The following is a 15,453-nucleotide window of genomic DNA, read 5'->3' on the forward strand; positions in this document are numbered from 1 at the left end:
CCTATTCCGCGTACGGGCGCAGGTCGACGCCGGACTCCGCACGGTAGGCGCGCGAGCCCATGCCGTGCTCCAGCACCCACCCGTAGTCGTGCCCCGCGCCGCCCGGGTAGACGGCGAGGAAGGCGTAGGGCTCGTCGCCGGTGTTGACCGAGCGGTGCGCCCAGCCCGGGGGGATGTAGCCGATGGTGCCGGGGAGCATGTCGAGCCACTCGGTGCGCTCGCCGTCGAACATGAGCAGTCCGCCGCGGCCCTTCAGGGCCAGGTAGATCTCGCCCTGGTGGTCGGGGTGCTGGTGGCCCTTCGTCATCCACAGCTCGCCCGACGTGTCCCCGGGCATGATCGTCGTGATCGACTGCGGCAGCTCGCGGTCGACCTCGGCTACGGGGGAGCTGACGACGGTGTAGACCACCGGGTCGTCGCCCGATGCGGAGGCGGCCCAGGCGTCGTGATCCCGGAACAGGCCCTCGAGGTCGGACATCCGCCGCGTGAGCGTGGGGCCCTCGGGGGAGAGCGTCAGCTTCTCGGCGTCGAAGGCGATGGCCATCGGCGGGATCGGCGGGGTCTGGTACTCGGGCATCGATGCTCCTCGGACGGAATGCTGCGGCGCTGCGCAACCTGTAATGACAAGCTCACTGTACCTGTTATGACAGGTTGCGTCCAGTGCTCGCCTGCGCGGACCCGCGTGCGCGCCTGCGGCATCTCCGGGCGCTCACCGGGCGAGCACGCGCTCCAGATGTTCCCGGCCCTCGCGGATCGCCGCCGCCGTCACGGCCACCCACCCGGGGTACTCGGCGTGCCCGGCTGGGAGCACGGCGAGCTCGACCTCGCGGGCACCGGCGGCCACGGCGAACTGTCCCTGCGGCGGCACGTACTGGTCCCACAGGGCGGCCTCCACGCGCACCGGCATGCGCGCGAAGCCGATGCTCGTGGAGGAGTCGAACCAGCGCAGCACCTCCCGCGCCTCGGGGTGGCGGCGCACGTGCTGCCGCACGGTCTCGCCGCTGCCGAGGCACCGCACGGCGAGGCGCTCGTCGTACTGCCCGAAGCTCGGCACGATGAGCGTCGCGCCCACGAAGCGCTCGTCCCAGGGCAGCGCCAGCGCACCGATGCCGCCGCCGAAGCTCTCACCGACGTAGTAAAGCGGCAGCTCCCCGACGAGCGCGGACAGGGCATCGGCGGCCAGCCACAGGTCGCGCGCGCAGAGGCCGAGCACGTAGCGCTCCGGGTCGTCGATGCCCGCGAGCACGTGCTCCGCGGTCGACTCGGGTGCGCCCACCCCTGCGTTGAGGGCGCCGAGGCCGCGGGCGACCGGGAAGATCGCCGCGAGGCCCTCGGGCACGCGCGCGAGGTCGACCTCCTCGCGGCCGCCGTAGCCGTGGCTGTGGACGACGCCGGCCCGCGGTCGCCCGTCGAGGGGCTCCACGACCCAGGCCCGCAGACGCACGCCGTCGACGCCGCTGTGCTCGACCACCGACACCCTCCGCCCGTGCTCGACCGCCGACGACAGCACGACGGGAGCCGCGTCCACCGCGGCGGCCTCACGGCGCCAGCGCCGCCACCGCTCCGTGAAACCCGGCGGCGCGGGCGCGGGCGCGACCGCGCGGAGGTCGGCCTCGGTGCGTCCGTAGCGGCCGTCGAACGCGGCAGCGGGGAACCAGGTGGCGTAGGGCTCGGGGAGGGTCATGCGACGTCGGGGATCCTGTTCCGGGAGTGGGGCGGGCGGGGGTGCGTCGACCGCGGCGGGCCGTGGGGGCGCGTGGCAGACTGGAGGCCCCACCGGAAGGAGACCGCGTGCTGGTCACGGAACGACGCGAGCGCATCCTCGCCCTCACCCGCGACCGCGGTACGGCCTCCATCGGCGAACTCGCCGCCACGCTGCAGGTGAGCGAGATGACGGTGCGGCGCGACATCGACCAGCTCGCCGAGGAAGGCGCCGTCGAGCGCATCCGCGGGGGCGTGCGCGTGCGCGGCCCGCAGCGGCTGCTCCCGGCTCCCGCGATCTCGGACGAGCGGCGCGCGATCGTCGCCGCGGCCGCCGCGCTCGTGGAGCCCGGCATGGCCGTCGGCATCTCCGGGGGAGCCACCGCGCTGGCCCTGGCCCGCGCGCTCGTGCAGGTCCCCGAGCTCACGGTCGTCACCAACGCGCTCCCGGTGTCCGACCTCTTCTCGCCGCCCGAACGCGCCGACGCGCCCTACACGCAGACCGTCGTGCTCACCGGGGGCGTCCGCACGCCGTCGCAGGCCCTCGTCGGCCCCGTGGCCGTGCGCGCGCTCGAGCACCTGCACTGCGACCTCGTCTTCCTCGACGCGCACGGCCTCGACGTGCAGGCGGGCATGACCACGATGAACCTGCTCGAGGCCGAGACGAACCGCGCGCTCATGGCCGCCGGCCGCGAGGTCGTGGTGCTCGCCGAGCACGACCGCTGGGGCGTGGTCGGTCTCACGACGGTGGCCGACCTCAGCGACATCGACCGTCTCATCACCGACGACGGGCTCGACGACGCGGCCAGGGAGGCGCTCGACGCCCACGTCGGAACCCTGCACCTCGCGCCGCGCGACGCCGGCGACGAGCGGGCGCTCGCCACGGCCCTGGCGGACTGAGTCCGCGACGGTCATCGAGCCGTGCTCGCCCGACGGACGAGCCGGGCATCGACGGTCACGTGCCGCACCGGGAGGTCGGCTCCGGGCGGGGCGGCGATCTGACGCTCCAGCTCGGTGAACGCGGCATCGACGAGCTTCTCGTGGTCGGGGGCGATCGTCGTGAGCGCGGGGACCGCGAAGCGCGCGGCGCGGATGTCGTCGATCCCCACCACCGCGACATCGGCCGGCACCCGTCGCCCCCGCGCCTGCAGGGCAGCGAGAGCGCCGAGGGCCACCGAGTCGTTCGAGCACACGAGGCCGTCGAGGTCGGAGATCGCGGCGGCCATGGCGCCCGCCACCCGCTCGCCCTCCTCCGCCGTGAACGCATCGACCTGCGCGGTGAGGACGGGGTCGGCGGGAAGGCCCGCGGCCGCGAGGGCCTCCAGGTATCCGGTGTGTCGCCGGTCCGCCGCATCCGAGGGGCGCGCGTCGCGGCGCCCGACGAAGCCGATGCGACGGCAGCCGACCGCCAGGAGATGCTCGGTGGCCGTGAACGCCGCCGCGCGGTTGTCGATCGTCACGTGCGTGAACGGGCTCACCTGGATGTGCTCGCCCAGCAGCACGAGCGGGCCCGGCGACGTGCGGCGGGTGAGGTCGGCCACCGTGAGGGAGCGCGGGATGTGGATGAGACCGTCGATCGGCGGGAGCCCCACACCGTTCGCGACGTCGATCTCGCGGCCGTGGTCGCCCTCGGTCTGGACGATGAGCACGGCGAGACCGCGCTCATCGGCGGCGCGCACGATGCGCGACCCCAGCTCGGCGAAGTAGGGCTCCTCCAGGTGCGGCACCGCGAGCGCGATGAGGCCCGTACGGGTGGCGCGCGCGGCGGGGAGCACGCGGCCGCCGGGCGAGGTGGTCACCTGCGGCCTCCTGGAGGGACGACGGTCGCCGCCGTGCCGGCGGATGCCCTTCACGTTAGCGCTCTCCGTCACGATTGCACCCGGAACGCGACGACCCTGGCCTCCGCGGCGCCGTTCGTGCGCTCCACCACGAGGCGCGCCGCGGTGAACGGCCCGAGGTCGGCGGGGAGCGGGTGCACCCGCAGTCGATGGCGGTTGTCGTGCTCCTCGGCGACCACGCGCCACTCGTCCGCACCGGGCGCCTGCACCTCGACACGGTAGTCGCGCACGAGCGGGGGCATCACCTCGTCGGGGCTGCGGTGGTGGTGCAGCGTGTTGAGCTCGAGGTCGACGTCGTCGTCGAACACCAGACGCACCTCCGCGGCCTCGACGGGGTGCTCCCAGTCCAGCCGGAGCCAGGCGGGCCCGTCCGCCGCGGGGTCCGACGCCCACAGGTGGGGTCCGCCGAAGGGCCGGTTGTACCCCGACGTCGCCCGCTCCGGAGCCAGCGCCTCCGAGGGCGGGCTCGTGCGGAACACGGGGCTGCGTCCGCGCAGGGGCTTCGTCGGCCACTGCACCAGCAGGCCGTCGCGGTCGACCTCGACGTTGCGGTCGTCGTTGTCGACGCGGTGCACCAGCGTGAGCACGCCGGGCGGCAGCGGAGACGTCAGGTGCGCGTGCACGCCGGGGGCGGCCCTCACCACGACGATCGCGTTCTGGGGCTCGTCCGGGGCGAACGGGGTGTCCGCGCGCACCCACGAGGGTCCGCCGGCCGGAACCTCCACCACGGTGCGGTGCTCGAGCCGCGCGGGCACGACGTTCTGCGGGCGACCCGTCGACCACACCTCGACGGTGACCTGCGTGTTGGCCTCGGCGGAGAGCAGGAGCTCGGTCGTCTCCAGTCGCGGATGCACCGGAACCACGATGCCGAGGTCTTCGACGAGCGCGTGCGGGACGGCGTCCGCGGTGGCGCTCGCCGCGGTGCCGATGGTGCGCAGCGTGCTGGAGGCGGTCACGGCCGCGGTGCGGGCGAGGTCGGAGTCGTCCTCGTTGGCGACGCCGATGAGGCTGGCGTCGGCGCGCAGCAGCGTCTGGCGCAGCTCCGCGCGGTGCTGCTCGTACAGCTCGCGCGGGGTGGCGTCGAACGCATAGCAGAGGGCGGCGGCGGTGCCCGCGGCCTCACCCATCGCGGCGCAGGTGGCCATGACCCGCGCGGCACCGAACGCGATGTGCGTCGCGGAGATGTCGCGACCGGCCATGAGCAGGTTGTCGACGTTGACGGAGTACAGCGACCGGAACGGGATCTCGAACACCCCGTCGGAGAAGCGCTGCACCGCGCCGGCGCCCGTCGCGTACATGCCCTCGGCGGGGTGCAGGTCGATGGACCAGCCGCCGAACGCGATGCCGTCGTCGAACGACGTCTGCTCCAGGATGTCCTGCTGGCGCAGCGTGTAGTCGCCGATGAAGCGGCGGTACTCGCGCTTGCCGGGGATGTTCCCGATCCACTCCAGGGTGAGGGTGTCGGCGTCGAACTCGCCGGAGTTCTTGATGTGGTCCCAGATGCCCAGGATCACCGAGCGCAGCTCGTCGCGGATCGCCTCGTTGTCGTCGACGATGTCGAGCGTGCCACCCCATTCGATCCACCAGTAGTGGGCGCCGCTGTCGCCGCTGCGGATGATGCGGGAGGACGGGATCGGCGTCGTCGAGATGTCCTTCGCGCTCTCGGGGGCGACGTACTTGACCGGGTGCCCGAGGTCCTTCGTGTAGAACAGCAGCGTCGAGCCGAGGAACTCCCGCACCGGCTGCTCGGGGGCCCAGTCCTCGCCGAACTCGCTCCTGCTCTCCTTGCCGAGCCGGTGCCGCGCACCGACCAGGCGCCCCACCAGGCCGTCGCCCGTGCAGTCGATGAACAGCGGTGCACGGAACACCGTGCGGATCTCCGAGCCCATCGTCCACCCGGTGACCGACCGGACCCGACGGGCGTCGTCGGGTCCGGTGGCCTCGGCCTCGAGCACCTCGGTGTTGAGGAAGAGGGTGAGGTGGGGCTCCCGGCGCACGATGTCGAGCACCACGTCGTCCCAGTACACCGGGTTGCCCTCGGGGTTGCGGTACTGGTTTTCGCGGTACATCTCGCCGATGATCCCGGTCTCGCGCGCCCAGCGCTGATTGCCGTGCGCGGTCGCCCCGCACACCCACACCCGCACCTCCGACGAGGAGTTGCCGCCGAGCACCGGCCGGTTGTTGATCAGCACGGTACGTCGGCCGAGGCGGGCGGCCGCGACGGCGGCGCTCACTCCGGCGAGGCCGCCGCCGACGACGATGATGTCGGCTTCGACGGTCTGGGTGCGCATGGGGGTCCTTTCGGGGGTGGGGAGAGGGGTGCCGCTCAGAGGGCGGCTGCGGAGGCGGCGGTGGTCACGAGCCCGTGTCCGTGCAGCCGCCGGCGTCGCCGCGCAGGGCGGACACGATCGCGGCGAGGGAGGTGCCGCCCTGCTGCCCGTCGCGCGGCACCTCGGCGTGGCGGAGGGTGCCGCCGCCCGGAACCGCGGGTGCGCTCAGGTACACCACATCGGTGCCGTCACCGCGCGTGGCCGCCCGCAGGCGCTGCTGCCCGGTGACCGGGTCGCCGACGGCCTCGACCGCCCAGCCCGACGCGCCGGACGTGTGCGACAGCAGCACCGTCTGCGTGCGGGTCACCCCGCAGTCCTGCACCGACACCACGGCGTAGACACGGGTCTCGGAGCCCGCGGTCGTGGTGTCCAGCGCGGCGATCGTCTGCACGCCGCTGCCGAGGGCGCCGGCGTCCACGAGGGTCTCGCTCGTCCAGGCCGAGCCGTTCCAGGTGGCCCAGCGGACGTCGAAGTCGTTCTCGGTCGTGTCGGCGTAGCGGTACGTGACACCGACCAGCGCGCCGTCGGCGATCGCCATCTTCGCGGTCTGCACGGCGGGCACGGCGTCGCCGATGGTCTCGCCCTGCTCGTACCCGCGCCACACGACCGCCCCGGGGGTGTCCGGACGGATCGGGGTGGGCAGGGCCTGGCCGGCGACGTCGCGGAAGCCGCCCGTGGCCGGGTCGTACACCGCGTACGAGCCGAGGTGACGGTAGGGGTCGGCGGGCCAGGGCCCCCACTCCCACAGCACGTGCACCCTGCCGTCGGCATCGACCTCGAGGTCGTCCGGGTAGAAGGAGTGGTTGACGGCGGCGGCGATCACGGTCTCGCGGGCCCACGTGCCGACGGCGGGATCGTAGTGGTACAGCACGCCGTCCCTGCGGGCCTGCGGGTCGGCGCCGACGCGGACCATGAGCCATACGTCCCCGTCCGCGCCCTGGGCGGTCACCGGGTACGAGATCGCGGCACCGGCGTCGGGCATCTCGGCGCTGACGTCGACGAGCGAGGTGACGTCGAACGGCGTCGTGGAGCGGAAGTACTTCCAGGGCTCGTGGTGCATCGACACGAACGCGTGGATGTGTCCGTCCCCGTCGACGGCGAGCGACGGCTGGTTGTGGCCGTTGTCGTCGTCGTACTCGGCGCAGACGCCCGTGGCGAGCTTCAGGCACCCCGAGGTCCACGTGCCGTCCGCGGTGCGCACGGCGACGTTCACCCGGTGCTTCGCGGCGACCGAGCCCGGCACGTTGTAGGCGAAGAAGGTGCGGTCGCCGACGACGACGAGCGGGTTCCACCAGCCGGACTGGTTGGAGCTGTCGACCGTGACGGGCAGGGTCTCGACGGTGGTGGTCGTGACGTCGGCCTGTGCGGGCACGGCGAGCGCGACGGCGGCGACCACGGCGGCGACGGCGGCGCCGGTCTTCGAGCGGAAGGACATGGCGGCGGCCTCAGCCCAGCAGCTTCTGCGCTTCGTCGCCGGCCTGGGACATGGCGCCCTTGGCGCTCTGCTGGCCCACGAGCACGGCCTGCACGCGGTCGGCGATGGCGGTCTCGATCTGCGCGTACTGGGGGAACTGCCAGAACGGGTTGGTGGTGGCGGTCGCGGTGATCTTCTCCGCGAAGCGGGCGCCGAACGCGTCGGACGAGACGACCTCGGACGTCTGGGCCTCTTCGGTCACGGGCGGCAGACCCCGCAGCTCGTAGTCGCCGAGCACGGCGTCGAGGTCGCTCGTGGCCCACTGCCCGAAGTCGGCGGCGGTGCGCGCGCTGTCGCCCTCGCCTCCGCCGACGATCGCGATCGCGCCGCCCCAGACGAGCGCGCGCGGGGTGTCGCCCTTCTTCAGGACCGGCCGCGACTCGGGCACGAGCTTGGACGCGAGGTCCGGGTCCGGCGAGTCCTTGGTGACGGAGCCGCGGCCCACCGGGGCGTCGTCGTAGATGGCGGCACGCCCCTGCGCGAACAGGGAGCGGGCGTCGAAGCGGTCGACGTCGGCGGCGATGAGGCCCTGGTCGTACAGCGACTTGTACCAGGACACCGCCTCGATGCTCGCGTCGTCGCCGATCGTGACCTCGCCGTCCTTGACGAGGTCGCTGCCGAAGGTCTGCATCCAGATGAGGATGTCCTTGAGCTGGGCGGCCTTGGTGGAGGCGGCGTAGGGGATGAGCCCGCCGCCGAGACCCTTGAGCTTCTTCAGCGAGGACTCGAAGTCGTCGACCGTGGTCGGGAACTGCGAGATGCCGGCCCTGTCGAGGATCTCGGAGTTGGTGATGAGGCCGATCGCGCCGATGGTCCACGGGAACGCGTACTGCACGCCGTCGAGCTGGGTGGCCTCGAGGCTGGAGGCCGTGTAGCCGCGGTCCTTCGTGAGCGCCGAGACGTCTTCGAGCTTGCCGAGGGCGGCGAGGGAGGCGAGCCAGGCGACGTCGACGTGGGCGGCGCCCGTGAACTGCCCGCCGCGCACCTGCAGCATGAGCTGCTTGAAGTACTCGTTGTAGGGGAACGACACCTCGGTGATGCCGACCTTCTGGGCGCTGGTGTAGCCCTCCAGCAGGGCACGGGTGGCCGGGGCCGCGGCCTCTTCGGTGAGCGACCAGCTCGAGAACGAGAAGTCGGTGGCGGTGAAGTCGCCGGTGCCGAAGGCGGAGCCGGCGGACGACGCGGGGCTGGTGGAGCCGCTGCCGCCGCCGCTCGGCATGCAGCCGGCGAGCAGGAGGCCGGCGGCGCCGAGCCCGGCGAACTGGAGGAGCTGGCGACGGGAGACGGTGGTGTTCTCGGACATGGGGGTGCTCTCTCTTCTTCGAGGGACTGCGGGTGAGGGGTGGTGCGGGTCAGCCCTTGACCGCGCCGGCGGTGAGACCGCCGACGAGGAAGCGCTGCAGGGCGATGAACGCGATGGCCACGGGGAGCGAGACCACGAGCGAGGCCGCCATGAGCTCCGGCCAGGCGGTCGACGCCTCGCCGATGAACGTGTTGACGAGGCCGGGCGGCAGGGTCTGCTTGTCGGGTCCGGCCAGGGTGAGGGCGAAGATGAAGTCGTTCCAGCCGCGGACGAACGCGAACAGTCCGGCGGCGATGAGGCCGGGGGCCGCGAGCGGCAGGACGATCGAGTGGATGATGCGCATCCGGGAGGCGCCGTCGACGCGGGCGGCCTCGATGAGCTCGTCCGGGATCGTGTCGAAGAAGCCCTTCAGCATCCACACGCACAGCGGCAGCGTGAACGTGGTGAACGACAGCACCAGCGCCGTGTAGGTGTTCAGCAGCCCGTAGGCCGAGAACACCGCGTAGAGGGTGATGAGCAGCAGCGCCTGCGGGAACATCTGCGAGGCCAGCACGAAGTACATGAGGCTGCGGCGCCCGCGGTAGCGGAACTTCGAGAACGCGTAGCCCATGTAGGCGGAGACCAGCACCGAGAGGATCGCGGTGATGACCGAGACCACGATGCTGTTGCGGAGGTAGCCGAACAGCGCGGGGTTGTTCGCGAGCGCGGCATAGGCCTCGAAGGTGATCTCCGTGGGGAAGAGCTTGGGCGGGTAGCTGAACACCTCGGTGCGCGGGGTGAGGGAGGTCGCGAGCAGCCAGTACACGGGCAGCAGCGCGAACCCGCCGAACACGACCACGGCGATCCAGGCACTGATGGTGGAGGCGCGGCGGTCGGCGCGGGCGCGGCGGCGCCGCGGGGGAGCGGGCGGGGCGGCGACGGCGGTCACCGTCTCCTCGGTCAGCACGGCGGTCATCGCTTCTCTCCCTTCTCGGACAGGCGGACGTAGACGACGACGAGCGCCATCAGCAGGACCATCCAGAGGAGCCCGATCGCGCCGGCGTGACCGAGGTCGAAGCCGTCGAACGCGGTCTCGTACACCGCCGTGGCGAAGGTCTGGGTGGAGCCGGCGGGGCCGCCGCCGGTGAGGACGTAGATGATGTCGAAGTGCTGGAAGTTCCAGATGAACTCCAGCAGGATCACGAGCCCGATGATGCCGCTCATCTGCGGGACCGTGATGGAGAAGAAGCGGCGGACGGTCCCGGCGCCGTCGATCTCCGCGGCCTCGTGCAGTTCGATCGGGACGGTCTGCAGGCCGGCGAGGAGCATGACCATCATCCAGGGGAACGACTGCCAGGTCTTCGCGACGATGACGGCGATCATGGCGGTGGTGGGGTTCGCGAGCCACGCCTGCGGGGAGTCGATGAGTCCCACGGTCTCCAGGGCCGCGTTGAGCACGCCGTAGTTGGCGTTGAAGATCCACATCCACAGGAACGACACGACCACGCCGGGGATCAGCCAGGGGATGAGCATGAGGCCGCGCAGCACCTTGGCACCGCGGATGCGCGTGTTGAGGGCGAGCGCGAGACCGAAGCCGATGACGAACGGCGCGATCGTCGTGCCGAGCGTGAAGACGAGGGTCTGCACGAGGAGCTGGACGAACTCCCCGGTGAGGACGTCGACGATGTTCTGGAAGCCGACGAACTCGCGTCCCGGTTCGACGAGGCTCTGCTTGTAGAACGCGGTGATCAGCGCGGTGATGAGCGGGTACACGACGACCGCGGCGAGGAGCGCGAGGCCGGGGGCCGTGAGGAGGAGCGCGAACATCCCGTCGGAGAGGCGACGGGGGCGGCGACCTGTTCCTAGCTGTGAGGAAATGGTCTGTTCTGTCATCTAGGTCATCCTTGGCCTGGGGTGATGTGTCCACACGCTCGCGGTGCGGTCTCGGGCTTCCTCAGTATTTCCGGCAGATTACGGGCTCGTCAACCGGAGAGCCCAAGAGTGATGAATTGGTATGAACTGTGAAATCTGTGAAGCGCTGCACATGTTTAAGAATCGATCCTTGATAGTCGATTATCGATTGGGTAGGGTCCTGTGCAGCCGCCGGCTGCGGCACCGCGCGAGCTCTTCGCGCGGGAATCGAGAGTTCGGAGACGCAATGAAGCGTGTGCTGGCAGGACTGGCCCTAGCCGCCGTGTTCGGATCCGCCCTCGGCGTCGCCCCCGCGGCGTCGGCCGCGGTCGACGACGACGCCCTCTACATCGCACCGGGGGGTGACGACGACGCCGCCGGCACCAAGGACGACCCGCTCGCCACCCTCGAGGGAGCCAGGGACCGCATCCGGGCACTCAAAGCCGACGAGCAGATCCCCGCAGACGGCCTCACGGTCTACCTGCGCGAGGGCGAGTACCCGCGCAGCGCCTCGTTCGAGATCGGCGAGCAGGACTCCGGTACCGCCGATGCTCCGATCACCTACCGCTCCTATCCGGGCGAGACCGCCACGCTCACCGGCGGTCGCGCGCTGCCCCGCGACGAGTTCGCGCCCGTCGAGGACGCCGCCGTCACCGACCGGATCATCGACCCCGCCGCCCGCGACCAGGTGGTCGCGGTCGACCTCGCCGGCCTCGGCATCACCGACTACGGCCAGCTCAGCCGCCACGGCTACTGGAAGGCCAACGACGTCAGCACCACCCCGCCGATGGAGCTCTTCATCGACGGCCAGGGCATGACGCTCGCGCGCTGGCCCAACGCCGACGCCGCCACCCCCACCGTGCAGATGGGCGACATCATCGACGTCGGCCCCGACCGCAACGACCCGGATCTGCAGAACCGCGGCGGCACCTTCACGTACGGCTACGACCGGCCCCAGTACTGGACCCAGGCCGACGACGTGTGGCTGGACGGCATCTTCGGGTACAGCTGGGAGTGGTCGTACAACAAGATCGAGAGCATCGACACCGCGGCGAAGACGATCACCCTCCGCTACGGCGAGATGTCCGGGATCATGAAGAGCTGGTTCCCCGACTTCCACTTCGCGCAGAACCTGCTGGAGGAGCTCGACGCACCGGGCGAGTACTACATCGACCGCGCGGCGGGGAAGCTCTACCTCATCCCCAATGCCGCCTTCACGTCCGGACGCGGCGACGTCACCGTCACCACGCTCGACGAGCCGATGCTGCGCGCCGACGGGGCGTCGTACGTGAACTTCGACGACCTCGTCCTGGAGTACGGCCGCGCCACCGCCGCCGTGATCCTCGGCGGCTCCCACGTCACGATCTCGCACAGCGACATCCGCAACTTCACCGACGGCGGCGTGCTCATCAACTCGCCGGGGCGCTACACCTACGACGGCATCCCGGTGAACCGCGGCGGCCGCGACCACGCCGTCACCGACAGCCGGCTCACGCACGTCGGCGGCGTCGGCGTGGTGCTCCAGGGCGGCGACAAGACCACCCTCGAGCCGGGCCGCAACCGGGTCGAGAACTCCGAGATCGCCGACTTCGCGTACTACCACAAGGCCTACAACCCCGGTGTGATGTTCGACGGGGTCGGCAACGTCGCCAAGAACAACGAGATCCACGACGCGCCGCACCCCGGCATCATCGTGCACGGCAACGACCACCTCTTCGAGCGCAACGAGGTGTACGACGTCTGCAAGCAGTTCCACGACCTCGGCGCGATCTACATGAACTCCGGCAAGACGCCGCAGCAGCGCGGACACGTCTTCCGGGAGAACTACTTCCACAACATCGGCGCCGGCATGGCGGGCGTCGAGGGCATCTACGCCGACAACTTCACGTGGGACCTCACGATCGAGAAGAACGTGTTCGTCAACATGGGCAACGGCGCCATCAAGAGCGGATCCGCCGACTACATCGAGGCGCGCAACAACGTCTTCGTCGACGCCTACGCGCCCTACGACAACTACGAGCAGTGGATGGGCGACCACGAGGGCAACGTCGTCGACAAGGACTACATGCCCGCCTGGCAGCAGGTGTTCGCCGACAACAACGACTTCGTCGGCACGCCGTATCTGGAGAAGTACCCCGAGCTCGGGCACTTCTTCGAGGACGACCACTACTTCCCGAACCACAGCACGTTCGCCGAGAACGTGGTCTGGAACCCGAACCGCCCCCGCATGGCGGGCGTCAACGAGCACGGCGCCAAGGACGGCAAGAACCTGCTGAACTACGAGGACAACTGGGTGGCCGACGCCGACCCCGGGTTCGTCGACGCCGCCGGCGGCGACTACACGCTGAAGGCCGACGCCGCCGTGTTCGACCAGATCCCCGGCTTCGAGGCGATCGCGTTCGGCGAGATCGGGGTCGACGGACACATCGGCCAGACGCAGCAGCCGCAGTCCGTCCCGCTGGAGGACATCGCGTTCGACAGCGACTCGGTCACGATCGACGCCGGCGACCAGGTGCGCGTGCGCGCCGTGCCGCTGCCCTGGAACGCCGACGACACCGCGGTGACCTACGCCTCCGCCGACGCCGCCGTCGCGACCGTGGACGACACGGGCGTCGTGCTGGGCATGGGCCCCGGCACCACGACCATCACGGCGACCGCGAAAGCCGACGCCGCCAAGACCGCGACCATCGAGGTGATCGTGGAGGAGGGCGACGGCGTGCTGCACTTCACCGACTTCGAGTCGGGGCCGAACGGCTGGGCGACCGACCCCAACCGCAGCATCCAGGCCGACGCCACGGGTGACAAGGTCTACCGGATCCTCAAGGGCGCGAACAGCATCCTGCCGCGCGACTTCACCGAGTTCGTGCTCGACGTCGACGTGACGACACCGGCGACGACGCCCACCAACGCGGGGCTCATCGTGTACGACCGCAACGGCAAGGGCGGCGGTTACATCCGCTTCCGTCAGGCCGCGGCCGGCCCGACCTGGACCATCTTCGACGACGCCTGGCAGGTGGTCGCCGAGAAGGTCGTGCCCGCCGAGCAGGGCCTCGTCCCCGGTGCGACCTCGCACGTGCGCATCGCGGTCCAGGACGGGCGGATCCGCATCTCCGTCAACGGCGCGATCGCCCTCGAGGGGGCCGATCCCGCGCCGGGTGCGGCCGGTCGCGTGGGCTTCTACGTCGAGAACTACCCGTCGCTGGACTTCGACGACATCGGGTTCTCCCTCTCCGGGGTGCCCGTGACCGGGGTCACCCTCGACGCCGACGCGGTGGCGCTCTCGGTGGGGGAGCGGCGGACGGTCGCCGCGACGGTCGCCCCGCAGGACGCCAGCGACGCCAGGGTGACCTGGACCAGCGACGCCACCGCAGTCGCCACGGTGGCGGACGGCCGCATCGCCGCCGTCGCCGCAGGCACCGCGACCATCACGGCCACCTCGGTCGCGGACCCCGCGTTCAGCGACACCCTGACGGTCACCGTCGCCGACGCGGAGTACCCGACGACCCGGCTCGACGCGCAGCTGAAGGACCCCGCGGCCTGGAGCACATCCGACCACATCGCCGTCGACGACGCGGGCGTGGTGATCAGCGGCGAGGGGGTGCACGGCTACGAGGGCGAGCGCTTCGGCGACACGCTCCTGCAGTTCGACGCGGACTTCGGTGCCTTCTCCGGAGGGTGGTACGGCTTCCAGGCTCGGTCCGACCAGACCGGTGTGCCCGCGTGGCAGAACTCCAACACCGGGTACCTCGTGGTGATCAAGCAGGACACGATCGAGTTCCAGAGCTGGACCCCCGGTCAGACGATGCTCGACGCGATCCCCAACACCGTCATCGCCCCCGACACCTCGCACCGCATCGAGTTCGGCGCGATCGCGGAGGGCGAGGGCACGCGCATCGTGTTCCGGGTGGACGGCGTGACCGTGTGGAGCATGGTGGATGCGCGGGAGAACCTGCGCATCGGAGCGGACGGCTTCTTCAACGTGTACCACTACGGCAAGACGACCGCTCTCGCCGTGCGCCCCACACCGCCGCCCGCGAGCGTGACCGGCATCTGCTGGGCCGCGGAGGCCGACCCCAAGACCCGCTACCTGCGCGGTGAGGAGCTCGACGTCACCGGGATGATCCTCGGGGTGCGCTGGAGCGACGGCACCCTCACGACGCAGCAGGTCACGGCCGATATGGTGAGCGGGTTCGACAGCAGCAAGGTGCGTCCGCACCAGACGCTGACCGTGACCCACGCGGGCGCGACGGTCGAGCTGGAGACGTCGGTCAAGCCCAAGCTCAAGGACGATGAGGAGGAGGTGCCCCGGTGCGAGTGACGTTCATCGGAGACTCCATCACGGATGCGGGGCGCGACCGTGCCGACCCCGACTCCCTCGGTGACGGCTACGTGGCCCTCCTCGCCCCGGAGCTGCGGGCGGCCGGCGCGACCGTGCGGAACCTCGGCATCGCCGGGAACCGTGCGCGCGACCTGGCCGCCCGGTGGGACTCCGAGCTCCTGCCGACCGCGCCGGAGCTGCTGACCGTGTACGTCGGCGTGAACGACATGTGGCGACGGTTCGACAGCGACGACCCGACGTCGGCGGAGGAGTTCCGGGCGACGCTCGACCCGCTGCTGGCCGGCGTCGCCGGGGAGCGGGGCCCCCGCCTGATCCTCATGGAGCCGTACTTCCTTCCGGTGACGGAGGAGCAGCGCGAGTGGCTCGACGATCTCGACGGCAAGCGGGCGGTCGTGCGCGACCTGGCCGCGTCGCATGGCGCCGCCTTCGTGCCGCTCCACGAGGTGCTCACGGCCGCCGCGGTGCAGCAGCCGGTGGCGGAGCTCGCCCCGGACGGTGTGCATCCGACACCGCGCGGATCGGCGCTGATCGCCGAGGCCTGGCGCACGGCCGCGTCCATTAGCGATAGTCGATAATGG

Annotated in this window: 11 protein-coding genes; 3 read left to right on the forward strand and 8 right to left on the reverse strand. The window is 71.2% G+C overall.

Annotated features, from left to right (window positions below; genetic code table 11):
* Position 1 precedes the first annotated feature (1 nt).
* Together DW297_RS03715 and DW297_RS03720 are read right to left on the reverse strand one after the other, a co-directional pair.
* A complete protein-coding gene (locus tag DW297_RS03715; RefSeq protein WP_136029492.1) occupies positions 2 to 577 on the reverse strand; it encodes a glucose-6-phosphate isomerase family protein in 576 nt (191 codons plus the stop codon).
* A gap of 132 nt (positions 578 to 709) precedes the next feature.
* Entirely contained in the window at positions 710 to 1,684 is a 975-nt protein-coding gene (locus DW297_RS03720; protein WP_136029494.1) for an acetylxylan esterase, read from the reverse strand.
* Positions 1,685 to 1,791: 107 nt separating this feature from the next.
* Between DW297_RS03720 and DW297_RS03725 the strand changes: the two genes are divergently transcribed.
* Positions 1,792 to 2,601: a DeoR/GlpR family DNA-binding transcription regulator gene (locus DW297_RS03725; RefSeq protein WP_136029496.1), complete on the forward strand. Its 810-nt coding sequence runs from the start codon at positions 1,792 to 1,794 to the stop codon at positions 2,599 to 2,601.
* A gap of 11 nt (positions 2,602 to 2,612) precedes the next feature.
* Here the strand turns inward: DW297_RS03725 and DW297_RS03730 are convergent, their stop codons facing one another.
* The 6 genes from DW297_RS03730 to DW297_RS03755 form a co-directional block, all read right to left on the reverse strand.
* Positions 2,613 to 3,500, reverse strand: a complete 888-nt coding sequence (locus DW297_RS03730; RefSeq protein WP_240744503.1) for a LacI family DNA-binding transcriptional regulator — start codon at positions 3,498 to 3,500, stop codon at positions 2,613 to 2,615.
* A gap of 68 nt (positions 3,501 to 3,568) precedes the next feature.
* On the reverse strand, positions 3,569 to 5,830 hold the full coding sequence (locus tag DW297_RS03735) for an FAD-dependent oxidoreductase (protein ID WP_136029497.1): 2,262 nt from the start codon (positions 5,828 to 5,830) through the stop codon (positions 3,569 to 3,571).
* A gap of 64 nt (positions 5,831 to 5,894) precedes the next feature.
* The gene (locus tag DW297_RS03740; RefSeq protein ID WP_240744504.1) at positions 5,895 to 7,304 is read right to left on the reverse strand and encodes a BNR-4 repeat-containing protein; all 1,410 of its coding nucleotides are present in this window, start codon (positions 7,302 to 7,304) and stop codon (positions 5,895 to 5,897) included.
* A gap of 10 nt (positions 7,305 to 7,314) precedes the next feature.
* A complete protein-coding gene (locus tag DW297_RS03745) occupies positions 7,315 to 8,646 on the reverse strand; it encodes an extracellular solute-binding protein (RefSeq protein ID WP_136029499.1) in 1,332 nt (443 codons plus the stop codon).
* 49 nt (positions 8,647 to 8,695) lie between these two features.
* Complete coding sequence (locus DW297_RS03750; RefSeq protein ID WP_136029501.1) at positions 8,696 to 9,601, reverse strand: carbohydrate ABC transporter permease; 906 nt, start codon at positions 9,599 to 9,601, stop codon at positions 8,696 to 8,698.
* Positions 9,598 to 10,518 (reverse strand): carbohydrate ABC transporter permease, encoded by a 921-nt coding sequence (locus DW297_RS03755; RefSeq protein WP_136029503.1) that lies wholly within the window; start codon positions 10,516 to 10,518, stop codon positions 9,598 to 9,600. Before DW297_RS03755 ends, DW297_RS03750 begins: the two co-directional genes overlap by 4 nt.
* A 265-nt stretch (positions 10,519 to 10,783) precedes the next feature.
* Here DW297_RS03755 and DW297_RS03760 point away from each other — a divergent pair, with 265 nt between their 5' ends.
* Both DW297_RS03760 and DW297_RS03765 read left to right on the forward strand, forming a co-directional pair.
* Complete coding sequence (locus tag DW297_RS03760; protein WP_136029506.1) at positions 10,784 to 14,854, forward strand: Ig-like domain-containing protein; 4,071 nt, start codon at positions 10,784 to 10,786, stop codon at positions 14,852 to 14,854.
* Entirely contained in the window at positions 14,851 to 15,450 is a 600-nt protein-coding gene (locus DW297_RS03765) for an SGNH/GDSL hydrolase family protein (RefSeq protein ID WP_240744505.1), read from the forward strand. The genes DW297_RS03760 and DW297_RS03765 overlap by 4 nt, the downstream gene beginning before the upstream one ends.
* Positions 15,451 to 15,453 lie beyond the last annotated feature (3 nt).

Origin of the sequence: Microbacterium sp. PF5, assembly GCF_004794315.1 — a bacterium.
In the GTDB taxonomy this organism is placed as follows: domain Bacteria; phylum Actinomycetota; class Actinomycetes; order Actinomycetales; family Microbacteriaceae; genus Microbacterium; species Microbacterium sufflavum.